This window comes from Mycolicibacterium sp. XJ2546 (assembly GCF_053483195.1).
The window spans coordinates 380,091-403,827 of the sequence record NZ_JBEFRW010000003.1 but is presented as its reverse complement, the minus strand read 5'-3'; the positions used below and the strand labels follow the sequence as shown (position 1 = coordinate 403,827).

Here is a 23,737-nt window from a genome sequence, read left to right as displayed (position 1 = left end):
CGGGCAGTAGGCTGTGCACTCGTCCAGCAGGCACTCATCGAGGAGCTCATCGCCCATGCCGATCGTCGTCGTCGCAACCATGACCGCCAAGCCCGAGTCCGTGGACACCGTGCGGGAGGCCTGCCAGCAGGCCGTCGAGGCGGTGCACCAGGAACCCGGCTGCGAGCTGTATGCGCTGCACGAAGCCGACGGCACGTTCGTGTTCGTCGAACAGTGGGCCGATGCCGACGCCCTGCAGGCCCACAGCGCCGCACCGGCGGTCGCGACCCTGTTCGGCACGGTCGGTGAGCATTTGGACGGCGCGCCGGACATCAAGATGCTGCAGCCGGTGGTCGCCGGTGATCCGAGCAAGGGTCAGCTGCGCAGCTGATGGGCGGCCTCGACGGCAAGGTTGCGTTCATCACGGGCGCCGCTCGCGGCCAGGGCCGCGCGGAGGCGGTCAGACTGGCCTCCGAAGGCGCCGACATCATCGCGGTCGACATCTGCGCCCAGATCGCGTCGGTGCCCTATCCCCTGGCCACCCCTGACGATCTCGCGGCGACCGTCAAGCTCGTCGAAGACACCGGCGCGCGAATCGTGGCCCGCCAGGCCGACGTTCGCAACCAGGGCGCGCTGGCCTCCGCGCTGCAGGCCGGGATCGACGAGCTCGGACGGCTCGACATCGTCATCGCCAACGCCGGCATCGCGCCCATGCAGGCCGGCGCCGACGGCTGGCGCGACGTCATCGACGTCAACCTCACCGGTGTGCACCACACCGTCGAGGTCGCGATCCCGACGCTGGTGCAGCAGGGCCAGGGTGGTTCGATCGTGCTCACCAGTTCGGTGGCCGGGTTGATCGGTGTCGGCAGCGACGACGCCGGCGCCATCGGGTACGTCGCCGCCAAACACGGCATCGTCGGTTTGATGCGGCTCTACGCCAACCTGCTTGCCCAGCACAGCGTCCGAGTCAACTCCATCCATCCGGCCGGCGTGGACACCCCGATGATCAACAATGACGCCACCCGACAATGGCTGGGCAGTATCGAGGAAAAGACACCCCAGGAGATGGGCAACGCGTTGCCGGTCCAGGTGCTCTCAGTCGACGACATCGCCGACGCGGTGGCCTGGCTGGTGTCCGACGGGGCGCGCTACATCACCGGGGTGGCGCTGCCGGTGGACGCCGGATCGGTCAACAAGCGCTGAGATGGCTCACGATTCGTCGAAACTGTAAATCCGCAGAGAAAGGTCGAGTAGAGCCCTGCGGGAATACGTTTCGCGGCAAGGGCCTCAGACCTCGATGACCGTCGGCACGATCATCGGCTGACGACGGTAGGTCTCCCCCACCCACTTGCCGACCGCGCGGCGCACCGCCTGGGCGATGCGCGTGACGTCGGTGACGTTCTCGGCGGCAAGGCCTTCCAACGCTTCCTCGACCTTGCGCGTGGCGGGTTCCAGCGACTTCGGATCCTCGGAGAATCCGCGCGAGTGCAGATGCGCGGGTGCGGCCGCACGTCCGGTTCCACGCCGCACCACCACCGTCACCGCGATGAAACCCGAAGAGAGCGTGAGGCGTTCGCCGACCACCGTTTCACCGACGTCGCCGGTGATCAACCCGTCGACGAACATCTTGCCGGTCGGCACCGCGCCGGCGATCGACGCCCGGCCGGCCGCCAGATCAACGCTGACGCCGTTCTCCGCCAGCACGATGTGTTCCTCCGGTACTCCGGTGCGCGCGGCCAGCGCCGCGTTCGCGCGCATCATCCGCCACGTGCCGTGCACCGGCATGACGTTGCGCGGCCGTACTCCGTTGTAGAGGAACAGCAGTTCACCGGCGTACGCATGACCGGATACATGCACGCGCACCTGCTGGTTGGTCACGACGCGCGCACCGATCTTGGCCAGCGCATCCAGCACGCCGAAGATCGCTTCCTCGTTGCCGGGTATCTGCGAGGACGACATGATGATGAGGTCGCCCGAAGTCAGCGTGATGCTGCGGTGCTCACCGCGCGACATCCGCGAGAGGGCGGCCATCGGCTCACCCTGTGTCCCCGTGGTGAGCAGGACCACCTGCTCGGGCGGCAACGTCTCCGCTACGCCGATATCGATGATGTCGTCGTCGTTGGCGACTCTGAGATAGCCAAGTTCCTTGGCGATCCCCATGTTGCGCACCATCGACCGGCCGACGAACGACACCTTGCGACCGAGCGCGACCGAGGCATCGATGATCTGTTGCACACGACCGACGTTGGAAGCGAAGCACGCCACGATGACCCGGCCCTGCGCACTGCGTATCAGCCGGTGCATGTTCGGCCCGATCTCACTTTCCGACGGGCCGACGCCGGGCAGCTCGGCGTTCGTCGAATCGCACAGGAACAGATCCACCCCGGCGTCGCCGAGCCGCGACATACCCGGCAGATCGGTCGGTTGGCCGTCGGGCGGAGACTGGTCGAGCTTGATGTCACCGGTGTGCAGCACCGTGCCCGCGCCGGTGTGGACCGCGACGGCCAGGCAGCCGGGGATCGAGTGGTTGACCGCGAAGTATTCACATTCGAACACCCCGTGCGTTGAGCTCTGATCGGCGTCGACCTCGATGAACACCGGTTTGATGCGGTGTTCACGGCACTTCTCGGCGACCAGCGCAAGGGTGAACCTCGACCCGACGACCGGGATGTCGGGGCGCATCTTGAGCAGAAACGGGATCGCGCCGATGTGGTCCTCGTGCGCGTGGGTCAAAATCAGCGCCTCCACCTCGTCGAGGCGGTTCTCGATGAGGCGCAGATCGGGCAGAATCAGGTCGACGCCCGGTTCGTCATGGGTCGGAAACAACACCCCGCAGTCGATGATCAGCAGCCGACCAAGGTGCTCGAAAACGGTCATGTTGCGGCCGATTTCGCTGATCCCGCCCAGCGCGGTGACCCGCAGAGCACCTGGGGCCAGCGGTCCCGGGGGCTTGAGTTGTTCGTCCACTATTGCAACACCGAAGCAGCCCGCATATCGGCGGCCAGTGCGTCGACCTCGTCGGGGCTCGGCGCCACCAGCGGCAGGCGTGGATCACCGGTCTCGATGCCCTGTAACCGCAGACCGGCCTTGACCATCGGCACACCACCCAGCCGCGACATCGCGTTGCAGAGCGGCGCGATCGAGGCGTTGACCTTGCGGGCGGTGGCGATGTCGCCGGCGTGAAAAGCGGTGATCAACTCGCGCAGCTGGCTCGCGGCGAAGTGCGCGATCACGCTGATGAACCCGGTAGCCCCCATCGCCAGCCAGGGCAAGTTGAGCGCGTCGTCGCCGGAGTAGTAGGCCAAGCCCGTCTCGGCCATCACCTGCGCGCCGGCGTGCAGGTCCCCCTTGGCGTCCTTGACCCCGACGATGTTGGGATGCTCGGCAAGCGTGCGCAAAGTGTCGGAGTGGATCGGGACCACCGACCGGGGCGGAATGTCGTAGAGCAACACCGGCAGCGTGGTGGCGTCGGCGACAGCGGTGAAATGCGCAATGAGACCGGCCTGCGAAGGCCGCGAGTAATACGGCGTAACCACCAGCAACCCGTGGGCGCCCACACCCGCGCACGTCTCGGCCAGCCGCACGCTGTGCTCGGTGTCGTTGCTGCCCGCCCCGGCGATGATGCGCGCCCGGTCGCCCACCGCGTCAACCACCGCACGCAGCATGGTGACCTTCTCGTAGTCGGCCGTGGTCGGCGACTCACCAGTGGTGCCCGACAGCACCAACCCGTCACAGCCGGCATCGATGAGGTGGGTGGCCAGTTGTACCGCAGCGTCGGTGTCGACAGAGCCGTCGGATCCGTACGGCGTCGCCATCGCAGTCAGCACCGTGCCAAAGCGGGCAGATGCGTCGAATCCACTGGTCGTCACGGCGCCTAGATTACCCGCTCGACCTCACGATTCCGTAGCGAGTGGGCTGGTGGCCACCTCGGTGCCGTCCGCGAGCGTCGCGATCTCGAAGTCGGCGAACACCGCAGGGGCGGCTGCGGTCAGTTGGCGCAGGCATTCGATGGCCAACTGCCGGATCTCCAGATCGGCCTGCTCGCTGGCCCGGGCCGCGATGAAATGCCGCCAGGCGCGGTAGTTGCCGGTGACGACGATGCGCGTCTCGGTGGCGTTCGGCAACACCGAGCGGGCCGCCTGCCGGGCCTGCTTGCGCCGCAGCACGCCCAGTTTGTCTGCGGGCTTACCGCCCATGAGCTTGGCCTCCAGCTTGGTCAGCAGCTCCACATAGGCCGCCCGGCTGGCGTCGGCGGCCTCGGTGAAGATCTTCTGCAACTCGGCGTCGTCCTCCATACCCGGCGGCACCACCACCTGAGCGTCGTGCTCGGGAACGAAACGCTGAGACAGCTGCGAATAGGAGAAGTGCCGGTGTCGGATCAACTCGTGGGTGCACGACCGGGAGATGCCGGTGATGTAGAACGACACCGACGCATGCTCGAGCACCGAGAAGTGCCCGACGTCGATGATGTGCCGCACGTAGGCGGCGTTGGTCGCGGTGCGCGGGTTGGGCTTGGACCAACTCTGATAGCAGGCCCGTCCGGCGAACTCCACGAGGGCCGGTCCGCCCTCGGCGTCGGTGCCCCAGGGCACGTCGGCGGGCGCCAGGAACTCCGTCCTGGCGATCAACTGCACGCGCAGCGGCGCGGTCTCGGCCACGCGCTCACCCTAACGCGGCCACGCTGACCTGCTCGGGCGGCCGTTATGCCGTGGTGGGTTTGCGTCCGTGCCGGACGGGGAACAAAGCGGATCCCGGCAGGTGTTAACAAGCACTGTTCGCCTTAGCAATAGGGAGTGTGACGAATGTCCACCGATTACGACGCACCTCGCGTCAAAGACACCGACGACATCGCCGATGAGTCGGTTCAGGAAATCGCCGCACGGCGCCGTCAGGTCGATGTCGCAGTACTGGATGTCGACGACGGCGACGCCGTCGATTCGCTCGACCTGCCCGGCGCCGACCTCTCCGGTGAAGAGCTGACCGTGCGGGTGGTGCCGAAGCAGGCCGACGAGTTCACCTGCTCGAGTTGCTTTTTGGTGCAGCACCGAAGCCGGATCGCGCGCCAGTCGGGCGGCCAGACGCTCTGCGCCGACTGCGCCTGAGGTTCACCGCAGGGCCGCGACGAGCGGCACCGCCAGCTCGCCTCGGGTCCCCACGGTCACCTGCGACAGGTTCAGCCACGACGCCATCGTGCGCAGCTCTCGGGCCAGCGGTCCGGCGATCCGCGACGGCGTCTGCTCCGGCTCGGCGAGGGCGCCCACGACGTGCAGCGCGTCGTTGGCCCGGTCGGCTTTCAGGTCGACGCGCCCGACCAGCATGCCGTCGAGCAGAAACGGCCATACGTAGTACCCGTAGCGGCGCTTGGCCGCGGGCGTGTAGATCTCGATACGGTAGTGAAACCCGCCGAACAGCCGCTCGACGCGCGGCCGGAAGAAGATCAGCGGATCAAACGGGCACAACAGCGCCGTCCCGCGCTCGCGGCGCGGCACCTTCTGACCAGCCCGCAGATAGGCGGGCGCCTGCCAACCGTCCACCTCGACGGCTTCCAGCTCGCCGTCGGCCACCAGGTCGGCCACGGCGGGTTTGGACTGGCGCGGCGACAACCGGAAATAGTCGCGGATATCGGCCTCGGTGGCCACCCCCAGCGCACCTGCGGCACGCAACGTCAGCTGCCGGATCGCGTCGTCGTCGGCCACCTCCCGCCCGACGACCTCCGCAGGCAGCACCCGCTCGGTCAGGTCGTAGTGACGCGCGAAGCCGACGCGGGTGGCCGTCGTCAACTGCCCGGACGCGAACAGCGCCTCGGTCACCCATTTGGTGTCGCTGCGGTCCCACATCCCCTTTTTGGCTGGGCCCTTGCGGCCACGTTGTTCGGCGCCCAGATGCGCCTCGATCTGCCCGGCCGTCGAGGGCCCGAGTTCGTGCACTGCCGCGAGGATCTTCTCGGCCAGCCGCGGGTTCTTCTTGACGATGTGGGTGCCCCACCGCCCATGGGTGTATTCGCGCATGCGCCAGCGCAGCAGCGGCCAGTCGTCCACGGCCATCAACGCGGCTTCGTGCGCCCAGTACTCGACGAGCAGCCGCGGTGAGCGCGCGGTGTGGCTCCACGCCGCCCGGTCGAGCACATCGCGGTCGTAGGGCCCGAGCCGGCTGAACACCGGCGCGTAATGCGCCCGCACCGCCACCGACACAGAGTCCAGCTGCAGCACCTGGATCCGCGAAATCAGCCGCCGCAGGTGGGCGCGGGTTACCGGGCCCGTCGGCCGGGGTTCGGCGAGGCCTTGGGCCGCGACGGCGATCCGGCGCGCCTGGGCCGCCGAAAGTCTGGTCGCCACGGGAAGCCATCCTGCCGCACGCCACCGACATCCCCTTCGCCGAGCGCTCAGTTACGTACGCAAATCGCGGTCGAAAGCGTACCTAGCTGAGCGCTCGCGACGGCGACCTGTTATGCGCGCCGGTAGCTGTAGAACCGGTAGCGCAGCCCCGAACTGCTGGTCTGCCACTCCCCCGCTTCGCCGACCCAGGATTCGTCGAGCATCGGCGCCACCGCATCCCCGTCTCGGCGCGGCAGCTCGATGTCGACCTCGGTGACCTCACAGTGCGTCGCGACGGCCAGCGCCGCCGCGTACACCTCCGCGCCGCCGATCACCCAGGTCGTGTCGTCGGTGAGCGCATCGTCGAGTCCGCTGACCACCTCGGCGCCGTCGGCCACGTAGTCGGCGCGGCGGGTCAGGACGATGTTTCGCCGCTTTGGCAGCGGACGCACCTTGCCCGGCAGCGACTCCCACGTCAGCCGCCCCATCACCACGGTGTGGCCCATGGTGATCTGTTTGAACCTGGCCTGGTCCTCCGGCAGGCGCCACGGGATGGTGCCGTCGCGGCCGATGACCCCCGAGGTCGACTGAGCCCAGATCAGCCCGACCAGCCTCTTGGTCATGATTCGGCCCTGCGAGCAGGCCTCATACGGCCACGGGGGCCTTGATCGCCGGATGCGGGTCGTAGTTGAGGATCGCGATGTCTTCGTAGGTGTAGTCGAAGATCGAATCTCGCGGCGCCAGAACGAGTTCTGGGTACGGGCGGGGATCCCGGCTGAGCTGTTCGGTGACCTGTTCGACATGGTTGTCGTAGATGTGGCAGTCGCCGCCGGTCCAGATGAAGTCGCCGACGTCCAGCCCGGCCTGCGCGGCCATCATGTGGGTGAGCAGCGCATAGCTGGCGATGTTGAACGGCACGCCGAGAAACAGGTCGGCACTGCGCTGGTACAGCTGGCAGCTCAGCCGCCCCTCGGCGACGTAGAACTGGAAGAACGCATGACACGGCGGCAGCGCCATCTGCGCGATCTCGCCGACGTTCCACGCCGAGACGATGATGCGCCGCGAATCCGGGTCGGTCTTGAGCAGTTCGAGCGCGGCGCTGATCTGGTCGATGCGCTCCCCCGACGGGGTGGGCCACGACCGCCACTGCACACCGTAGACCGGCCCGAGCTCACCTGTGTCACTTGCCCATTCGTCCCAAATGGTGACACCGCGCTCCTGTAGCCACCGCACATTGGAGTCGCCGCGCAAGAACCACAGCAGCTCGTAGACGATGGACTTGGTGTGCACCTTCTTGGTGGTGATCAACGGGAAGCCGACCGTCAGGTCATAGCGCATCTGATGGCCGAACACGCTGCGGGTGCCGGTGCCGGTCCGGTCGGATTTCGGCGTGCCGGACTCGAGCACCAGGCGCAGAAGGTCCTCATACGGTGTGGCGATCGGCACGCCGCTAAGCCTAGTCCGAGACCGGACGGGTAGAACGGAAGCCATGCCGAGTATCTCCACCACCATCACCACCCCCGACGGCACCTGCCCCGTCACCCTGCACACCCCCAACGGCAGCGGCCCGTGGACCGGCGTGGTCATGTACGTCGACGCCGGCGGTGTGCGCGACCTCTTCCAGGACATGGCGGCCCGCCTCGCCGGCTTCGGCCACGCGGTGTTGCTGCCCGACGTGTACTACCGCCACGGCGACTGGGCGCCGTTCGACATGGCGACGGTCTTCACCGACGGTAAGCAACGCTCGCGGCTGTTCCGCATGATCCAGAGCATCACTCCGGAAATGATGGCCACGGACGCGACGGCGTTCTTCGACTTTCTGGCCGCACGCCCCGAGGTCAAGGGCGACGCGTTCGGCGTATGCGGATACTGCATGGGCGGGCGCACCTCGGTGATCGTGGCCGGGCGGGTGCCCGACCGGGTCGCCGCGGCGGGCTCGTTTCACGCCAGCGGTCTGGTCACCGACGAGCCCACCAGCCCGCATCTGCTCGCCGATCAGATCCAGGCCACCGTGTACGTCGCGGGGGCCAAAGACGACCAGGGCTTCACCCGCCGTGACGCCGAGACGCTGGAGAAGGCGCTGACCGCCGCTGGCGTCAACCACACCGTCGAGTTCTATCCCGCCGGACACGGTTTCGCGGTTCCCGACAACGCGCCGTACGACGAGGAAGCCGCCGAACGGCACTGGGTCGCACTGCAGGACCTGTTCGAGACCGCGCTGCCGAACTGACCCTGCGACCGAGCGCCACCGAGCGATACGCGACGATTATCAGATGCACGACCAGCAGCAGGCTGACCAACCGGCCGCCAGCGACGCCGGATTCCGTATCGATCCGGTGCTCGCCCGCAGCTGGCTTCTGGTCAACGGCGCGCAGTACGAGCGTTTCGCACCCGCGGCGCGGTCGCGCGCCGACATCGTCGTCCTCGACATCGAAGACGCCGTCGCCCCGAAGGACAAGGCCACCGCCCGCGACAACGTGATCCGGTGGCTGGCCGAGGGCAACAGCGACTGGGTACGCGTCAACGGCTTCGGCACCCCGTGGTGGGCAGACGACCTGGCGATGCTGGCCGACACCTCGGTCGGCGGTGTGATGCTGGCGATGGTCGAGTCCGTCGACCACGTCACCGAAACCGCCAATCGGCTACCCAACGTTCCGATCGTGGCGCTGGTGGAAACCGCGCGCGGGTTGGAACGCATCACGCAGATCGCCGCCACCAAGGGCACGTTCCGGCTCGCCTTCGGCATCGGCGACTTCCGCCGCGACACCGGTTTTGGCGACAACCCGACGACGCTGGCCTATGCGCGGTCGCGCTTCACGATCGCAGCCAAGGCGGCCCGCCTGCCGAGCGCGATCGACGGGCCGACCGTCGGGCACAGTGCGCTGGTGCTCAGCGAAGCGACCGCGGTGTCAGCCGAGTTCGGCATGACCGGCAAGATCTGCCTCACCCCGGAACAGTGCCCGACGGTGAACGAGGGCCTTTCTCCGTCCCCTGATGAAATCGCCTGGGCCAAAGAGTTTTTCGTCGAGTTCGACCGTGACGGCGGCGAGATCCGCAACGGCTCGGACCTGCCGCGCATCGCGCGGGCGAACAAGATCCTCGACCTGGCGCGCGCGTACGGCATCGAGGTGCCCGAGTACGACGACGTCGACGATCCCGCACACATCCCGGCGCCGTCGGACACCTACCACTACTAGGGTTTGTCGTCGTCCTGCTTGCCCAGGAACGTCTTGACCGCGCGCAGGGCGCCGCGTCCGGCGTAGATTCCGGCGGCGACCGAGAGCACGATCATCGCGATGAACATCACCAGCCAGTTGGAGCGGTCGTGGCTGACGTTCCACCACACGATCGTGAACAGCACCGCGCACAAAAACACCACGATGTCACGCCAGTTGCCCGTGTATGACAACGCAGCCGCGCGCAGTTGGCGACTGCGTTCGCCGGCCGCGATCAGGTCGTCGATGCGCTGGTCGATGCTGGCCTGTAGCCGCGCGCGGCGCTCCGTCTGATCGGGCGGAATGCGTTCCAGCAGATCGATATCCTTGACGATCTGGCCGCGCACGTCGGGCGGTTTGAGGTTACCTGCGATGACGCCCAGCATGGCACCGCCGGCGATAGGTGCTGCGCCCAAGGCCAATTCGGCGATACCCGGCATTACTGCGTCCCCTCCGTCATTCCATCAGCATGGCAGCCAAAGTGCCGCCGAGTTCATAGGCGCGCTCGCGAACGCCACTGTCGATACCGCCGACGATCTCGAGCGCATCGGCGGACTTGGCGAGCGCCAGCCCGGTCGCAAGCTTTTCTACCGCGTTGACCGCGCCTGCGGTGTCGTTGTTGCCGTGCACCCAAAGCCCGTAGGGCCGGCCGGCGACGTGATCGAGGCTGGGGTAGTACACGGTGTCGAAAAAGTGTTTGAGGGCGCCGCTCATGTAGCCGAAGTTGGCGGTGGTGCCGAACAGGTAGCCGTCGGCGTCGAGCACATCGGGCAGGGTCGCGGCCAACGCCGGCCGCACCTCGACGTCGACGCCGGTGATCTCGGGATCCTTGGCACCGTCCAGGACGGCCTCCAGGAGTTCCCGGGTTCCCGGGGACGGGGTGTGGTGCACGACGAGCAGCGTCTTGCTCATGGTGAGCGCGCCTCCATTTCGACTGCCTTCCTCATCGCCTCCCGCGCGCGGCTGCGGTCGCCGGCGTAGTCATAGGCGCGCGCGAGCCGATACCAGCGCCGCCAGTTGTCCGGGTCGTTCTCCAGTTCCTCGCGCACGGTGACGAACAACGCGTCGGCCGCCTCGCGTTGGATGCGGCCCGATGCCATCCGCGGCAGCGCGCTGACGTCGAGTTCCATCCCTTCCTCGGTGGCGATGCGCGCCAGCCGCTGATGGGTGAGCCCGCTGCGCAGCGTGCTGACCATCGCCCATGCCCCGATCATCGGAAAGACCATCAACGCGAGCCCGAGGCCGATGGCGGCGCCCTCCCCGGTGCCGATGAAAGCCATCGCGATGCGGCCGAGCAGCAGGAAATAGACGACCAGCGCGACGCACATGAAGCCGATCAGCAGTTGGATGCGCAGTGCGCGGCCGCTCTCGGTCATTCGAGATCGAGCAGCGGCTCGATACCTATCGTGAGCCCGGGTCGCTCGGACACCCGGCGCACCGCCAGCAGCACACCGGGCACGAAGGAGGTCCGGTCGATGCTGTCGTGCCTGATCGTGAGCGTCTCCCCCTGCGTACCGAACAGCACTTCCTGGTGCGCGACCAGCCCGGCCAGCCGCACGGAGTGCACCGGGACGCCGCCGACATCGGCGCCGCGCGCCCCGTCGAGTGCGGTGCTGGTGGCATCGGGATTGGGCGGCAGATCTTTCCGCGCCTCGGCGATCAACTGCGCAGTCCGTGTCGCCGTGCCCGAAGGTGCGTCGGCCTTGTGCGGATGGTGCAGTTCGATGACCTCGACGGACTCGAAGTGGCGGGCCGCCTGGCGGGCGAAGTGCATGCACAGCACGGCGCCGATCGCGAAGTTCGGCGCGATCAGCACCGCAACGTCCGGTTTGTCGGCCAACCAGGTCCGCACCTGGGCCAACCGTTCGTCGGTGAAGCCGGTCGTGCCGACGACGGCGTGAATACCGTTGTCTACCAGAAACTTCAGGTTGTCCATCACCACGTCGGGATGGGTGAAGTCGATCACCACGTCGGTGTCGGTTTCCACCAATTGACCCAGCGGGTCACCGGCGTCGACGCCGGCAGTGAAAGTCAGGTTCTCTGCCGCCTGCACCGCCTGCACCATCGTGGCACCGACCTTGCCCTTGGCTCCCAGCACTCCGACGCGCATGCAGACACCTTATCGACGTGCCGAATGACGATAGGGGCGGCAAGTACGCTGACCCGCGCACCTGCCGTGATCAACGTTGCCATATATCTATCGCTAGTTAACTGACGCTGGTGTTTAATCGGCCTAATGATGTCTCCATATAGACGGATAGCGAAACACCCATCGGACCAGAAATTGACGTCAATCGTTAATAAAGAGCGTGTCATGCCAGTACACAGGGCATTCAAGCGCGATCCATGTCAATGTGTAGTTCGACATTCATCATTGTGGGAGGTTCTCCGCTGACTTTGTTATAAACATGCCATTATATTGCTGAGATTCTGAACATAGTTAGCTGATCGACCGCAACAGCGAAGGGACCGTGCGATGGCCAGCGCAACAAACTCCAAGAAGACGATGCTGACGGCTACGCTCGCCGCCGGTGTGCTCGCCGGTGGTGGCGCCGCGGGTTTGACCGTCACGCTGAGCGCGCCCGCGGTGACGTCGGTCGCAGCGCCCGCCACGATCGCGACCGCACAAGGTGACGTCCAACTGGTCTTCCTGGGCAGCCTGCTCAAGAACCTGCTCAAGCCGTTGATCGGTAACGGCGCCTCGTCGGTCGACGGTGACGGGGGCAACGCGGGCCTGCTGATCGGCAGCGGCGGATCGTCGGTCAACGGCGACGGCGGCAACGGCGGTCTGCTGTTCGGCAGCGGCGGTTCATCGGTCAACGGCGACGGCGGCAACGGCGGCCTGGTGATCGGGCAGGGCGGCGCGTCGGGCACCGGAACCGGCGGCAACGGCGCCGTGTTGATCGGCAATGGTGGTATCTCGCTCACCGGCGACGGCGGCAACGGCGGCCTGGTCCTCGGCAGCGGCGGCACGTCGCTGTTCGACGGCGACGGCGGTAACGCGGGCCTGATCGGCAACGGTGGCGACGGCGGAACCGGTAACCCGCTTGCACCCGGCGTCGACGGCGGCGACGGCGGCAACGGTGGCATCCTGCTCGGCACCGGCGGCGACGGCGGTGAGGGCAGCACCGGGTTGCTGGGTCCGGGTGGCGACGGCGGCGATGGTGGTGCCTCCGGCATCGTCTTCGGCAACGCGGGCGACGGCGGCGACGGCGGCGACAGCAACGGCGTGATCGTGGGGCCCGCGACCGGCGGCAACGGCGGCGACGGTGGGCACACCGTGCTGCTCGGCACCGGTGGTGACGGCGGGGACGGCGGCGATGCGGGAACCAACTTCAACAACGCCACCGGCGGCGACGGCGGCGCCGCGGGCGACGGTTCGATCGTGCTCGGGCCGGCGGGCAACGGCGGCGGTGGCGGCGACGCGACCAGCACCACCGGCACGGCCACCGGCGGCGAGGGCGGAGACGGCGCGGACACCGGGGTGTTGGGCAGCGGCGGGGATGGTGGCGACGGCGGTGACGCAACGTCGATAGGCGCCACCAACGGAGGCGACGGCGGCGGTGCCGGGCACACCGGGCTGCTCGGCACCGGTGGCGACGGCGGTGAGGGCGGCGACGCGATCAGCTCTGGAACTGGCGCCGCCAGCGACTCCACCGCAGGTGACGGCGGCGACGGCGGCTCAGGCGGCAGCGTGATCGGCGGTGGCGGCAGCGGCGGCATCGGTGGCGACGCGTCCTCGGGCAACGCGGGCGACAGCGCCGGCGGCGATGGGGGCAACGGCGGAGACGGCGGCGGACTGCTGAGCAACGGCGGTGACGGCGCGACGGGCGGCAGCGGCAGCACAGGCACCGGGACCGGTACCGGCGGAGCCGGCGGCGACGGTGGTTCCGGCGGCCTCGGCGGCGGCAGCGGGTCCGACGGCTAACCGGCCGACGACGGCAAAGTGGCGACGGTAAGCCCCGGCGGGGGCCTACCATCACCGCATGCATGACGCCAAGATCCTGATCTCGGGTGTGACGGGTCAGGTGGCGTCGCCCGTGGCCCAAGCGCTTTCGGCCGACAACGAAGTGTGGGGCATCGCCCGCTTCACCGACCCGACCGCGCGGGACCGCCTTGAGCTGGCCGGTGTGCGCTGTGTGACGGTCAACCTGGCCGCAGGCGATTTCACCTCGCTCCCATCGGACTTCGACTACGTCCTCAACTTCGCCGTCGCCAAGAGCGGCAGATGGGACAAGGACCTGGCCGCCAACGCGGAGTCGGTGGGCCTGCTCATGGCGCACTGCGCCGACGCCGAGGCGTTCCTGCACTGCTCCTCGGCGGCGGTCTACGATCCGCCCGACGATCAGCCGCGCACCGAGCGGACCGCGCTCGGGGACAACCACAAGTGGCTGTTCCCAACGTATTCCATTTCCAAGATCGCCGGGGAAGTGGTCGCGCGCTCGATGGCCCGCGCGCTGGGCGTGCCGACCACGATCGCGCGCCTCAACGTTCCCTACGGCGACAACGGCGGCTGGCCGTACTTCCACATGGAGATGATGCTGGCGGGCATGCCGATCCCCGTTCCGCCCGGTGACGAGGCGCAATACAACCCGATCCACGAGGACGACATCATCGCCACCCTCCCGAAAATGCTCGAGGCGGCGTCGGTCCCGGCCACCACGGTCAACTGGGCCGGCGAGCAGATCGTCAGCCTCCAGCAGTGGTGCGCTTATCTCGGCTCGCTGATCGACCGTACGCCGGTCTTCGAGGTGAGCCAGCAGGCGCTGCGCGGCAATCCGGTCGACATCACGCAGTTACGCGAGCTCGTCGGCACTAGCACCACGGTCGACTGGCGCGACGGCATGCGCCGAGTGGTGGCGTCGTTTCACCCGGAACTCGCGGCGCCATAGCCACACACCGATCCGGCATCTGTCCTGCTCCGAGCGCTAATCCAGCAGCTGTGCGGAAAATGACATAGGGGGCGGTGGCTGGGAAGTATAGGGTTTTGCCCGATTCCTCCCCGGGCGGTATGTCATAGCGTTGTCTTCAGCGGCTGGCGTATCACACGCGGGGGGACAGCCGCTCAAACCAGATCGCCCCCGGCCATGAGGGGAGGTCGGGCGGCGCTGGTTGTGGTTATGCCAACAGAGCCGGCAGGACCAGGCCCGTGACCTCACCGATCAGCGGGCGCAAGCCCTGGGCGTTCGGATCGCTTGTCTGCGTGCGGAGCATCAGCGCGAGAAGAATCTGCTGACCGTCGGGGCCGTACGCGATGCCGACGTCGTTCGTGCTGGCGTAGTCGCCGCTGCCGGTCTTGTCCGCGCTGGTCCACCCCGGCGGTAGCCCGGCCCGCATGCTCGACGTCTGGTTCGCGCGCATCCACTCCTCGAGCCGGCTGCGCTGCGGTAAGGCGAGGACGTCGCCGGCCAGCAGGTTGCGGTAGCCGCCGCCCAGCGCCTCCGGGGTGCTGGTGTCGCGCGGGTCGCCGGGGATCCCCGCGTTCAACGCCGGTTCCCAACGGTCCAACCGCGACTCCTGGTCGCCGATGCTGCGCGCGAACTCCGTGATGGCCTGCGGTCCGCCGAGCCTAACCAGCAGCAGGTTGGCTGCGGTGTTATCGCTGCGCTGCAACGCCGCCTGACACAGTTCGGCCAGCGTCATCTCGCCGCCGGCATGCGCTTCGGTGACCGGCGAGTTGATCACGATGTCGGTGGGGTCGACGAACATCCGTTGGTCCAACGACAATTCGCCGCGTTGGGCCAACTGCAGCACCCGCGCGGCCGCGTAGGTCTTGAACGTCGAGCACATCGCGAACCGCTCCTGTGCCCGGTGCGCCACCGTGGTCCCGGAATCCGGGTTCGCCGCGAAGATCCCGATCAACGCGGCATGCTTGCGCTCCAAGTCGGCGATCTGGGCCTCGAGGGTGGGAGCCGGGTCGGCGAGGGCGATTCTCTGGGTGCTTGCGGCCGCTGCGAGCGTGAGCCCGCCGATCAGCAGGTGCCGCCGGGACAGTGAAATCATCGGCCCCAGCGTAGATGATCCGTCCGCGCTGGTTTCAGCACGCCCGGGGTCAATTCGGTTGTGGCGGAACGAGCATTGATTGCCACGTTTGCCCCTGCGCACTCCGCCCGAGGTCGGACTGGGTGAACAGTTGCCCGTCGGGACCTCGGTACGCCCCGGTTGCGGGGTCGTAGTCCGCGGTCGCAATCGGAGACATCGGCGGTGCCAGCTGCGGAATCGGCTGTCCGGACAACGTGGCGTTGGGATCACCTTTCCAGTTGAAGCCGTCGTTGAGCGCGACGTAGTTCTCCTCACTTTCACACATCCGCACCGTGGGCGCCCGCTTACCCGGGCGGGTTTGACACGGAAGGTTGCGTGCGCCACGGACGTTGAACGGAGCGTCCTGAGGGATCCGGCAGTAGATGTCGCCGGCCGGGCGGGCCGGATAATCGGTCTCGCTGGGTGATCTTCGCTGTTGCGCAGGCAGATATCCGGTGGCGCAAACCGGCGGCAGATTGACATTCAGATTGAAACTCAGGTATCCCCCCTTGTAAGGCCCCTTGACATTCCGGTTGGCCAGGCCCGCTCCCTGCACCACAGCGGTGTTCTGCGGTAAGAGCACCAGAAGCTGCTCGATGCTGTTCTGGTAGGTCAGTGCGACTTCTCCGACGCTGACCAGGTTCGCCAGCAAGACGGGAAGCGTGGGCTGAACAAGGTCCACCGCTTGGCGCAACTCGTCGGCCGCGCCGGGGCCTCGTTCGAGTAACCGAGTCAGCTCGGCGTCATGTGCCCGGACTTGGTCGGTGATGTCGGCGAGATGGGTCGACCATGCGCGGACCGAACCGGCGGTGCGGGTTTGAGTTTCGAGCACCGGAGGCGCATCCTCGATCAAGCCGGTGAGTGCGGGCAGGTCGGCGCGCGCATCGGTGGCCAGCGTGATGGATCCGCGGACCAACCGAGACAGCTCGGGTCCCAGTCCACCGAACGCCAGGTACGCCTCGTCGACGGCGGTTCGCAAGTTATCGCGCGGAATCGCCTCCAGCCCGGTGTTGGTCGCATTCAAGAGCGCGTTGATGTCGGGGGGCACCGAAGTCCGATTGAGCGGAATCACGTCGCCCTCCTGCAACATGGGGCCGTGGTCCACCCGCGGCGAAAGCGCCACGTACTGCTCACCGATGGCGGACTGGCTGTGCACGCTGGCGTCAAGGTCAGCTGGGATGGGGATTCCCGATGTCAACGACAACTCAGCCACCACTATGTCACCGCTCAATCGGATGTCGTGCACACGACCCACCTCGGTGCCTCGGTAGGTGACGTTGCCGTTTTTGTACAAACCCGCCGCGGCGGGGAGTTCGACGATCACCCGGTAGTGCCCGGCACCGAACAGCAGTTCGGGCAGGCGCATGTAGTTCAGCGTCATGATGGCGCCTCCGGATACGGTGATCACCACGAAAAGTGCCAGCTGAGTCAAAATTCGACGGTTGGGCCGCATGTCACCGTCCCTGATCGAACCGGTACGGCGCCACCAACGGATTGGCGGCGGTGTACGGGCTGGGCAGTTGACCGATGGTTCGCCCCCACTGGATCTCGAGTTCGGTGAGATCGCCCTCGAACCGGGTGCCGGTGAACAATGCCGAGTCGATACGGCTCAGTGTCAGGTCAATCACGGCGGTCAGGTTGGCGTAATCCCCGCGGAACCAGTTGGTGAGCGTTTCCTTGGCGAACGGGTAGGTCGTGAAGAAGCTCAACGACCGGGTCAACGCTGGCCCGGCGTTGGCCAACGACTCTGCCAGCAGCCCAATATGTTTCAGCTCCGCGACCAGAGCCTCCTTGGTCTGGTCGACCGAGTCGCTGGCCAGGGCGCCCAACCGGCCCAAACGGTCCAGCGCATCGGCAAGGTGGTGTCTCATGCTCTTCAGCTCGGCCAGGGCGTCTGGGAGCGTGGTTAACGCCGCGTCCACGATCGGTTTCTCGTCAGCGAACTGACCGACGAGCCGATTGAGACTCTCCGTGGCATTGATGATGTCGCCGGTCTGATCGTTGGCGACGCCGATGAACGTGTCCAGCTCGCTCAGCAGGTCGCGTAGGTCGTCTTCACGATCGGCCAGCGCAGTCCTGAATGCCGTTGTGATGTCCTGCATCTGACCGATACCACCACCGTTGAGCAAGAGTGACACCGCCGCCAGGGTCTGCTCGGTGGACGGGTAGGCGCCGCCCGCTGCCAGCGGAATCATCGAACCCTCGCGCAGCCGGCCGTGTGGTGGCTCGCTGGTCGGCCCGTCCAGTTCGATGTGAAGGGATCCGAGCAGGCTGGTCTGCCCGACCGTCACCGTCGAATTGGCCGGCATGTCGACGTCGCCGTTGAGTTTGATGGTCAACAACGCGTGCCAGCCCTGCCGTTCGATCTTGGTGACGTTGCCGACCGTCACATCCCCTACCCGAACCCGGGAGTTCTGTTGAATGTTGTTGACGTCTGGAAGTTGGGCCTGAATCGTGTACGCACCCGGCCCGTGCCCTTCGGTGCCCGGCATCGGCAGCGTGTTCAGTCCGCGCCAACCACAGCCAGACAACGACGCGGTCAATGTGACCGCCAGTGCCGCCGCGGTAAGCCGCCACTGGTGGTCCGCCCTCACGGCCCTGCCCCCGGCACCATCAGGCCGGTCAATCCGGCGTCCGGGTCTGTACTGCGCGCCGCAGGCGCATCCGGGCGCAGCCAGTCCTCGCTGTAGGTGACTTCGTTGGGCCGTGCGGCGGTTCCGACGAACGGGTTCACGCCGATCGGCGGAAAGTTGTACTGCCGGTTCTTGATGATCGGTGCCAGATACTGCACGCACAGCTTGGCGGCGTGCTCGCCGCTGAGCCTCGACGCAGCCTGCACGGCACCGCAGATGAACGTGATCGGATCGGCGAAATTGCCCACCGCCAATGCGCCGGTCAAAGTTCCCTGTGCAGGCTGGTAGATGTTGATGAAGTTTTGCGCAGCGGTCGGCGCGAGGTGCAGCGCCTGTTCGACGTCGTCGAGACTTTCTGTGAGGGTCTGCGACACGGCGGTCAGCTTTTCGGAGGTGACGCCCACCGTCTCCTTGTTGTCGGCAACGAAGGTCTGCACCTCGCCCACCACCTCGCTGAGATCCTTGATGGCGGTCCCCACCGAACCGGGACTGCTCGTCAACCGTCCGGTGACGTCGGCCAGGTTCTGGTTGAGTTGCTGCATCACTTGGGTGCTGCCCTGCAGAGCCGATACCAGCAGCGACAAATTTCGCACAGCGCTGAAGATGTCGCCGCTGTGATCGCCCAGCGCGGCGATCGCCTGTGACATCTGGATGACGGCCTGCCGGATGTCTGAACCCTGTCCTCGCAGATTGTCTGCGGCGGTGTTGATGAAGGAGCCCAGCGTGCTCGTCCCGCCCGGCTCGGTCGGCCGCAGCATATGGGTGATCCGTTCCAGCTGGTCGCGGAAGTCATCCCATTCGATCGGCACCGCGGTTCGTTCCTGCGGCACCACCGAATGATTCTGCAGCGTCGGCCCTTTCGTGTACGCCGGGGTCAGCTGGATGGCGCGCGCGGTCACCAGCGACGGAGAAAGGATAACGGCGTTCACATCGGCGGGCACCGGGTATCGGCTGTCAACCCAGAAGTGGATCTTTGCCCGGTGGGGTTGCGGTTCAATTCGTTCGACGCGGCCGACCGCGATACCCAGAATGCGTACCTGATCGCCGACGAACAGCCCGGTGCTGTTGTCGAAGTAGCCGATTATGTGCGTTCGGTTTGTACTGCGATCCGTGGAGACGAGCGCTATTCCGCCTATCAGCACCGCGATGAGTGCGACGGTGAGACCGGTCCGCACAGATGACAGCCGGAATCTGGTCATGAGCCGGCCTCGCCAGCAGAAGCGGGTGGCCCAGGCGGCGGACCGCCCCGCGGCGGCGCGGGCAGCGGTTCGCGGTATGGATAACGCTCGTCACCGGGTATTCCGGTAATCGCATCGGGCAGCGCCAGATGCGGTTCACCACCCTGGCCGGTCCGCGGATAAGGCACCGGCAGTGCCGGCAGTGCCGGTTGGCCTGTTTGCGGATCGGTCCGTTCAGACGGTAGTAATACTTGCGGGTCCAAGCCCAGGTCGGCGAAGGCTGCCTCAACAAAGGGCTGGAGGAACTGGCCGGGCAGCAGGTTCGCCAGATAGGCCTTGAAGAACGGTCCTGATGCCAGCGTCTCCCCCAGCGCCAACAGATAGTCGTTGAGGCCCTTGATCGATTGCTGTACTTCGTCCTTGCGGTTCTGCACGAGGGCGAGAACACCGTTCAACTTGTCCAGCGTGGGTTTCAGCGCCTCCCGGTTGTCTGCGATGAACCCGCCGATCTGGCGGCTCACCGCAGAGACGTTGGCCGAGAGGCGGTTCAACGCAGATCCCTGTGCCTGCAGTTCCGCCAGTAACGCGCTGGTGTCGGATACCAACCGCACGATCTGATCGCGATGCTCGGCCAAAACAGTAGTCACCCGGCTGGCGTTGACCAGCAACTCACGTAGCCGGGCATCACGCTCGCTCAGCGTTTTGGAGAACCGGGCCACACCCTGGACGGCGACCCTCAGCTGTGGCGGGGTGTCGGAAAAGGTGTGTGCGAGCGTGTCCAGCGACTCCGACAGTTGATCGGTGTCCAGGCCACTGATCGTCGCGGTCAAATCCCCCAGGGCGTCGGGCAGTTGATACGCCGGTGTGGTGCGCCCGATCGGTATGGGTCCGGACAGCAAGCCCTGCCCGCGCGGGGTGACCTCGAGAATCTTGTTGCCCAGCAGTGCCTTGGTCTTGATCGCCGCTTCACTGCGATCGCCCAACCGTACACCGCGCTTTACCGTAAAAGTGACCACCACGTGGGCGTCAACTAACGAAACACCGGTCACCTCACCGACCTCCAGGCCGGCGACCTGAACGTCGGACCCCTCGGAGAGCCCGCCTGCCTCCGCGAAGTACGCAGTGTACGGGTGCGCACCCGAGATGAGCGGCATCCGGTCATAGTTGACCGCGACGGCGGCGACGGCGACTGTCGACACCAGCCCGATGATCCCGATCAGCGTCCTGTTGCGCTCCTGAAACGATTTCACCGGGGAGTGCACCTTCCCGAGGACTGACCCGCGAGTTTGACGTACACCGGCTGACCACCCTTACCGTTGAGTTTGAGCACCAGATCACACAGGTAAAAGCTGAAGAAATCCCCATACATGCCTTGACGTCCCAGTACCCGATAGGTCTCGGGCAGGGTCGCCAGCAGATTGTCGACATAGTCGTGGTCGGCGACCACGATGCCAGCGGTGCGGTCGGTTTCGTGCAGCGCCTTGCGGAGCGGGGGACGCGCATGGTGCAGGAGGTCGGCGATCGATGCTGAGGACGCGTTTGCGTAGGTGACCCAGTCGCCGATCTCCCTTTTGCGGTCGGCAAGCACCTCTACCAACTCGGACAACGATCCGACCGCCTTGGCGAATTGACTGCGTTGGGCTGCAAATGAAGCCAGCACCGTGTTGAGGTTGTCGATCACCTCGCCGATGAGCTCGTCACGGTCGGCCAGCGTGTGGGTCAATGTGGCGGTTTGACCGAGTATCGAACTGATCGTGGCACCCTCGCCCTGGAACGCTCGGATGAGCTGACCGCTCAGCGCGTTCACCTGATCGGGGTCCAACGCTCGGAACAGCGGGCGAAAGCCACCGATCAAGGCGTCGAGATCGAGTGCCGGTGCGGTTCGGGCGATGGGAATGGTGCTGCCGGGCGATAGTTTCGCGGTGTTGCCAGGTCCCTCCTCCAGGGCGACGTAGCGGCCCCCGATGAGGTCGTCGAAGCGAATGACGACCCGGCTGCCCTCGGTCAACACAACAGAATCTTCGGCGGTGAAGGAGACCTCGACGATGCCGTCGTCGCGCAGCGAAATTTCGATGACCTTGCCGACTTCGACCCCGGCAATCCGGACGAAGTTCCCACTCTTGAGCCCAGTCACGTTGGTGAATAAGGCGTAGTACGTCTGTGCGCGCTCGAACCGGAACTGGGCGAAAATGGTCAACAACGCGAACATGCCGAGTAACGCAACGACGACGAAGACGGACAGCCGCCAGACGACGCCGGGTAGGTGTTCTCTCATGGGTGCTCACCAACCGGCGGTCCGAGAGCTGGCATCGGCCCGGGCGCCGGTCCGCCGGGATGCCGGATGCTGGGCGGCTCCGAAACCCCCCTGGTTACCGGGAAGTAGTTCGCCCAACCCGGGAACCCGATGCCAGGGTTGGGTCGATGGTCCAAACCTGCTCCAAACCCCGTGTTGGTCACCAGCGCTCGCACCGGGAAGTTCTCGGCGACATCGGGCAGCGAGCCGCAGCCCGGTTTTCCGCCCGGCCCGCCCTTGGCCCGTACGATTGGCAAGTTTTCGGGATAGCGATACGGATCGTCGCCGAGCAGCACCGCGGCGTCGACAATGATCGACTTGCCGTTGTAACCCCCGGTGATGTCGTAGTACCCGTTGTCCAAAAGGGTTTTCCCGCCGACCAGAAGGCATGTCAGCGACGGGTTGTAGGTGGCGACCAGTTCGGTGGTGGGTTCCAAACCGTTTACGGCCCGCACCAACGTGTCCTTGTTCGGCTCGAGCAGTGCGGTGCCACTGTGAGACAGGCCGATGAGGTTGAGCAGCAATGCGTCCAAAGCGTCGGCGTGGCTAACCGTGGTTGAGCTCGTGATGCTGACCGCGGCCAGCATATCGAGAATATCGCGGCTCGCGGCACCGTAGGTGTCACTGAACCCTTTGAGCGCCTGCCAGTTTCGTTGCATCGTGGCACTGCGCGCGTTGAGCGCGGCCAGTACCTCCCCGGCGTCGGTGACAGTCCGGCCCATCGCTTCACCGCGACCGCGTACACCGTCGGCAATCGCCGAGAGCACCGCGTTCAGCTTTGCGGGGTCGACCCTTTGGACCACTCCCACCAGGTTCTCGAAGACGGTGTTGACTTCGGTCGTCACGTTGTGCGATCGCACTACGTCACCTGCGGACAGTCGAGCGGCACTCGGATCTGCGGGGATTACGAGGTCGACGAATTTTGCGCCGAACGTTGTGGTCGCCGCGATTCGCGCTTCGGTGTTGGCGGGAATGTGTCTGATCTGGTTTGGGTCGATTTCGAGTTCCAGGCTCACCGCATCGCGTCCAGCATCGATCGCTTTCACACGCCCCACCTGAACGCCACGCAACTTCACTTTGCCGCCCGATTCCATCACCAGACCGGCACGGTCTGACACGAGCGTCACCGGAACATAGGACCTGAACGACCGGGTGAACGAGGCACCGGACAGCACGGTCACCGCAATGATGGTCCCGACGAGGATCGCGGCCGACCAAGCGCGGTGAAGACGACGTTGTCCGTTGCTGATCACGTCAACCTGCCAGGTTGAAGTTGCCGGTCTGGCCGTAGACGGCCAGAGTCACCAAGAGTGTCACGAACACCGCGCTCACCAACGACGTCCGCGTTGCTCTACCGACCGCTTCTCCTACCCCGGCCGGACCACCGGAGGCACTGAAGCCGTGATAGGTGTGCACCAGCATGATCACCACCGCGGTCGCAATCGCCTGAACGAACGACCAGATCAGATCTGTTGGGATCAGGAAGGTTCGGAAGTAGTGGTCGTAGACGCCGGTGGATTGACCGTAGATGTAGGTCGTACCGAACCGGGCCGCGAAGAACGACATCAACACCGCCACGCAGTACAACGGGATCACCACTACAACGCCGGCCACTACCCGCGTGGACGCTAGATAGGCGATCGACCGGATACCCATCACCTCCAGGGCATCGATCTCTTCATTGATCCGCATCGCGCCTAGCTGCGCGGTGGCGCCCGCGCCGATGGTGGCCGCCATCGCGATGGCCGCCGTCAATGGGGCGATCAGTCGAACGTTGAAGAAAGCTGACGCAAACCCGGTCAAAGCCTCCACGCCGACCTGCGCAAACTGGTTGTAGCCCTGCACTGCCACCAGCGCGCCGGTGGACAGCGTCAGAAACCCGACGATCGCGACCGTCCCGCCGATGACCACCAACGCACCGGTACCCAAACTCATCTGGGCGATCAGGCGGACAAGTTCCCATTTGTAATGCCGGAACGCTTCGATAATCGAGCGCACAGTCCGGCCGTAGAACTCGGCCTGCTCCCCGATCCGGTTCCACCGCGCTGACCATTTCCGGAGTCGATGTCCGGTGCGGGGAAAGCGCTTACCCGCCACCACCGAG

General features: G+C 66.2%; 25 protein-coding genes. 7 read left to right on the top strand and 18 right to left on the bottom strand.

The features are described from left to right. Window positions 1-55 precede the first annotated feature (55 nt). On the top strand, window positions 56-370 hold the full coding sequence (locus ABQE44_RS08345) for a putative quinol monooxygenase (RefSeq protein WP_448429108.1): 315 nt from the start codon (window positions 56-58) through the stop codon (window positions 368-370). Continuing rightward, the gene (locus ABQE44_RS08340) at window positions 370-1,182 is read left to right on the top strand and encodes a mycofactocin-coupled SDR family oxidoreductase (protein ID WP_448429106.1); all 813 of its coding nucleotides are present in this window, start codon (window positions 370-372) and stop codon (window positions 1,180-1,182) included. Before ABQE44_RS08345 ends, ABQE44_RS08340 begins: the two co-directional genes overlap by 1 nt. 84 nt (window positions 1,183-1,266) lie before the next feature. On the opposite strand, the gene ABQE44_RS08335 is transcribed toward ABQE44_RS08340, so the two are convergent. The 3 genes from ABQE44_RS08335 to thyX are packed head-to-tail and all read right to left on the bottom strand — an operon-like array spanning window position 1,267 to window position 4,637. Next, window positions 1,267-2,946 carry a ribonuclease J gene (locus ABQE44_RS08335; protein ID WP_448429104.1) on the bottom strand — a complete coding sequence of 560 codons (1,680 nt, stop codon included), beginning with the start codon at window positions 2,944-2,946 and terminating at the stop codon, window positions 1,267-1,269. After that, window positions 2,946-3,848, bottom strand: coding sequence for a 4-hydroxy-tetrahydrodipicolinate synthase (gene dapA / locus ABQE44_RS08330; protein ID WP_448429102.1), 903 nt, complete (start codon window positions 3,846-3,848; stop codon window positions 2,946-2,948). The genes ABQE44_RS08335 and dapA overlap by 1 nt, the downstream gene beginning before the upstream one ends. A gap of 24 nt (window positions 3,849-3,872) precedes the next feature. Next, window positions 3,873-4,637, bottom strand: coding sequence for an FAD-dependent thymidylate synthase (gene thyX, locus ABQE44_RS08325; protein WP_448429100.1), 765 nt, complete (start codon window positions 4,635-4,637; stop codon window positions 3,873-3,875). 144 nt (window positions 4,638-4,781) lie between these two features. Between thyX and ABQE44_RS08320 the strand changes: the two genes are divergently transcribed. After that, a complete protein-coding gene (locus tag ABQE44_RS08320; protein ID WP_448429098.1) occupies window positions 4,782-5,081 on the top strand; it encodes a DUF4193 domain-containing protein in 300 nt (99 codons plus the stop codon). A 3-nt stretch (window positions 5,082-5,084) separates the two neighbouring features. Here the strand turns inward: ABQE44_RS08320 and ABQE44_RS08315 are convergent, their stop codons facing one another. The 3 genes from ABQE44_RS08315 to ABQE44_RS08305 all read right to left on the bottom strand — a co-directional run bounded on the left by ABQE44_RS08315 (window position 5,085) and on the right by ABQE44_RS08305 (window position 7,739). Continuing rightward, on the bottom strand, window positions 5,085-6,314 hold the full coding sequence (locus tag ABQE44_RS08315) for a winged helix-turn-helix domain-containing protein (RefSeq protein ID WP_448429096.1): 1,230 nt from the start codon (window positions 6,312-6,314) through the stop codon (window positions 5,085-5,087). A 110-nt stretch (window positions 6,315-6,424) separates the two neighbouring features. Further along, window positions 6,425-6,916, bottom strand: coding sequence for a dihydrofolate reductase (locus tag ABQE44_RS08310; protein ID WP_448391013.1), 492 nt, complete (start codon window positions 6,914-6,916; stop codon window positions 6,425-6,427). Window positions 6,917-6,938: 22 nt separating this feature from the next. Continuing rightward, window positions 6,939-7,739 carry a thymidylate synthase gene (locus ABQE44_RS08305; protein ID WP_448391012.1) on the bottom strand — a complete coding sequence of 267 codons (801 nt, stop codon included), beginning with the start codon at window positions 7,737-7,739 and terminating at the stop codon, window positions 6,939-6,941. A gap of 43 nt (window positions 7,740-7,782) precedes the next feature. Here ABQE44_RS08305 and ABQE44_RS08300 point away from each other — a divergent pair, with 43 nt between their 5' ends. Together ABQE44_RS08300 and ABQE44_RS08295 are read left to right on the top strand one after the other, a co-directional pair. Next, window positions 7,783-8,523, top strand: a complete 741-nt coding sequence (locus tag ABQE44_RS08300) for a dienelactone hydrolase family protein (RefSeq protein ID WP_448391011.1) — start codon at window positions 7,783-7,785, stop codon at window positions 8,521-8,523. Between the two features lie 43 nt (window positions 8,524-8,566). After that, window positions 8,567-9,490, top strand: a complete 924-nt coding sequence (locus ABQE44_RS08295; protein WP_448391010.1) for an HpcH/HpaI aldolase/citrate lyase family protein — start codon at window positions 8,567-8,569, stop codon at window positions 9,488-9,490. Here ABQE44_RS08295 and ABQE44_RS08290 read toward each other — a convergent pair. Genes ABQE44_RS08290 through dapB form a run of 4 tightly spaced genes read right to left on the bottom strand, consistent with a single transcriptional unit; the run spans window position 9,487 to window position 11,618 of the window. Beyond that, the gene (locus tag ABQE44_RS08290; RefSeq protein WP_448391008.1) at window positions 9,487-9,948 is read right to left on the bottom strand and encodes a hypothetical protein; all 462 of its coding nucleotides are present in this window, start codon (window positions 9,946-9,948) and stop codon (window positions 9,487-9,489) included. The two genes, ABQE44_RS08295 and ABQE44_RS08290, sit on opposite strands and share 4 nt — an antisense overlap. Window positions 9,949-9,964: 16 nt before the next feature. Then, the gene (locus tag ABQE44_RS08285) at window positions 9,965-10,420 is read right to left on the bottom strand and encodes a flavodoxin family protein (protein WP_448391007.1); all 456 of its coding nucleotides are present in this window, start codon (window positions 10,418-10,420) and stop codon (window positions 9,965-9,967) included. Then, complete coding sequence (locus tag ABQE44_RS08280) at window positions 10,417-10,884, bottom strand: tetratricopeptide repeat protein (protein WP_448429094.1); 468 nt, start codon at window positions 10,882-10,884, stop codon at window positions 10,417-10,419. Before ABQE44_RS08280 ends, ABQE44_RS08285 begins: the two co-directional genes overlap by 4 nt. Then, a complete protein-coding gene (dapB, locus tag ABQE44_RS08275; protein WP_448429092.1) occupies window positions 10,881-11,618 on the bottom strand; it encodes a 4-hydroxy-tetrahydrodipicolinate reductase in 738 nt (245 codons plus the stop codon). The genes ABQE44_RS08280 and dapB overlap by 4 nt, the downstream gene beginning before the upstream one ends. 366 nt (window positions 11,619-11,984) lie before the next feature. On the opposite strand from dapB, the gene ABQE44_RS08270 reads away from it, so the two are divergent. Both ABQE44_RS08270 and ABQE44_RS08265 read left to right on the top strand, forming a co-directional pair. Further along, entirely contained in the window at window positions 11,985-13,436 is a 1,452-nt protein-coding gene (locus tag ABQE44_RS08270; protein WP_448429090.1) for a PE family protein, read from the top strand. A gap of 58 nt (window positions 13,437-13,494) precedes the next feature. Next, window positions 13,495-14,400, top strand: coding sequence for an NAD-dependent epimerase/dehydratase family protein (locus ABQE44_RS08265; RefSeq protein ID WP_448429088.1), 906 nt, complete (start codon window positions 13,495-13,497; stop codon window positions 14,398-14,400). A gap of 226 nt (window positions 14,401-14,626) precedes the next feature. On the opposite strand, the gene bla is transcribed toward ABQE44_RS08265, so the two are convergent. The 8 genes from bla to ABQE44_RS08225 are packed head-to-tail and all read right to left on the bottom strand — an operon-like array spanning window position 14,627 to window position 23,730. Continuing rightward, window positions 14,627-15,511 carry a class A beta-lactamase gene (bla, locus tag ABQE44_RS08260; RefSeq protein WP_448429086.1) on the bottom strand — a complete coding sequence of 295 codons (885 nt, stop codon included), beginning with the start codon at window positions 15,509-15,511 and terminating at the stop codon, window positions 14,627-14,629. A 49-nt stretch (window positions 15,512-15,560) separates the two neighbouring features. Then, window positions 15,561-16,982, bottom strand: coding sequence for an MCE family protein (locus tag ABQE44_RS08255; protein ID WP_448429085.1), 1,422 nt, complete (start codon window positions 16,980-16,982; stop codon window positions 15,561-15,563). A 1-nt stretch (window position 16,983) separates the two neighbouring features. Next, window positions 16,984-18,123, bottom strand: coding sequence for an MCE family protein (locus ABQE44_RS08250; RefSeq protein ID WP_448429083.1), 1,140 nt, complete (start codon window positions 18,121-18,123; stop codon window positions 16,984-16,986). Further along, window positions 18,120-19,361 (bottom strand): MCE family protein, encoded by a 1,242-nt coding sequence (locus tag ABQE44_RS08245; RefSeq protein ID WP_448390998.1) that lies wholly within the window; start codon window positions 19,359-19,361, stop codon window positions 18,120-18,122. The genes ABQE44_RS08250 and ABQE44_RS08245 overlap by 4 nt, the downstream gene beginning before the upstream one ends. Beyond that, complete coding sequence (locus tag ABQE44_RS08240; protein WP_448390997.1) at window positions 19,358-20,590, bottom strand: MCE family protein; 1,233 nt, start codon at window positions 20,588-20,590, stop codon at window positions 19,358-19,360. The genes ABQE44_RS08245 and ABQE44_RS08240 overlap by 4 nt, the downstream gene beginning before the upstream one ends. Next, window positions 20,587-21,615 (bottom strand): MCE family protein, encoded by a 1,029-nt coding sequence (locus ABQE44_RS08235; RefSeq protein ID WP_448390996.1) that lies wholly within the window; start codon window positions 21,613-21,615, stop codon window positions 20,587-20,589. The genes ABQE44_RS08240 and ABQE44_RS08235 overlap by 4 nt, the downstream gene beginning before the upstream one ends. After that, window positions 21,612-22,886 carry an MCE family protein gene (locus ABQE44_RS08230; protein ID WP_448390995.1) on the bottom strand — a complete coding sequence of 425 codons (1,275 nt, stop codon included), beginning with the start codon at window positions 22,884-22,886 and terminating at the stop codon, window positions 21,612-21,614. The genes ABQE44_RS08235 and ABQE44_RS08230 overlap by 4 nt, the downstream gene beginning before the upstream one ends. Before the next feature lies 1 nt (window position 22,887). Then, window positions 22,888-23,730: an ABC transporter permease gene (locus tag ABQE44_RS08225; protein ID WP_448391376.1), complete on the bottom strand. Its 843-nt coding sequence runs from the start codon at window positions 23,728-23,730 to the stop codon at window positions 22,888-22,890. Window positions 23,731-23,737: the final 7 nt, after the last annotated feature.

Bases quoted from the DNA above. Each gene is read 5' to 3' on its own strand.
- ABQE44_RS08345 (WP_448429108.1), top strand. From the start codon at position 56: ATGCCGATCGTCGTCGTCGCAACCATGACCGCCAAGCCCGAGTCCGTG.
- ABQE44_RS08340 (WP_448429106.1), top strand. From the start codon at position 370: ATGGGCGGCCTCGACGGCAAGGTTGCGTTCATCACGGGCGCCGCTCGC.
- ABQE44_RS08320 (WP_448429098.1), top strand. From the start codon at position 4,782: ATGTCCACCGATTACGACGCACCTCGCGTCAAAGACACCGACGACATC.
- ABQE44_RS08310 (WP_448391013.1), bottom strand. From the start codon at position 6,916: ATGACCAAGAGGCTGGTCGGGCTGATCTGGGCTCAGTCGACCTCGGGG.
- ABQE44_RS08300 (WP_448391011.1), top strand. From the start codon at position 7,783: ATGCCGAGTATCTCCACCACCATCACCACCCCCGACGGCACCTGCCCC.
- ABQE44_RS08295 (WP_448391010.1), top strand. From the start codon at position 8,567: ATGCACGACCAGCAGCAGGCTGACCAACCGGCCGCCAGCGACGCCGGA.
- ABQE44_RS08290 (WP_448391008.1), bottom strand. From the start codon at position 9,948: ATGCCGGGTATCGCCGAATTGGCCTTGGGCGCAGCACCTATCGCCGGC.
- ABQE44_RS08285 (WP_448391007.1), bottom strand. From the start codon at position 10,420: ATGAGCAAGACGCTGCTCGTCGTGCACCACACCCCGTCCCCGGGAACC.
- ABQE44_RS08280 (WP_448429094.1), bottom strand. From the start codon at position 10,884: ATGACCGAGAGCGGCCGCGCACTGCGCATCCAACTGCTGATCGGCTTC.
- dapB (WP_448429092.1), bottom strand. From the start codon at position 11,618: ATGCGCGTCGGAGTGCTGGGAGCCAAGGGCAAGGTCGGTGCCACGATG.
- ABQE44_RS08270 (WP_448429090.1), top strand. From the start codon at position 11,985: ATGGCCAGCGCAACAAACTCCAAGAAGACGATGCTGACGGCTACGCTC.
- ABQE44_RS08265 (WP_448429088.1), top strand. From the start codon at position 13,495: ATGCATGACGCCAAGATCCTGATCTCGGGTGTGACGGGTCAGGTGGCG.
- bla (WP_448429086.1), bottom strand. From the start codon at position 15,511: ATGATTTCACTGTCCCGGCGGCACCTGCTGATCGGCGGGCTCACGCTC.
- ABQE44_RS08255 (WP_448429085.1), bottom strand. From the start codon at position 16,982: ATGCGGCCCAACCGTCGAATTTTGACTCAGCTGGCACTTTTCGTGGTG.
- ABQE44_RS08245 (WP_448390998.1), bottom strand. From the start codon at position 19,361: ATGACCAGATTCCGGCTGTCATCTGTGCGGACCGGTCTCACCGTCGCA.
- ABQE44_RS08235 (WP_448390996.1), bottom strand. From the start codon at position 21,615: ATGAGAGAACACCTACCCGGCGTCGTCTGGCGGCTGTCCGTCTTCGTC.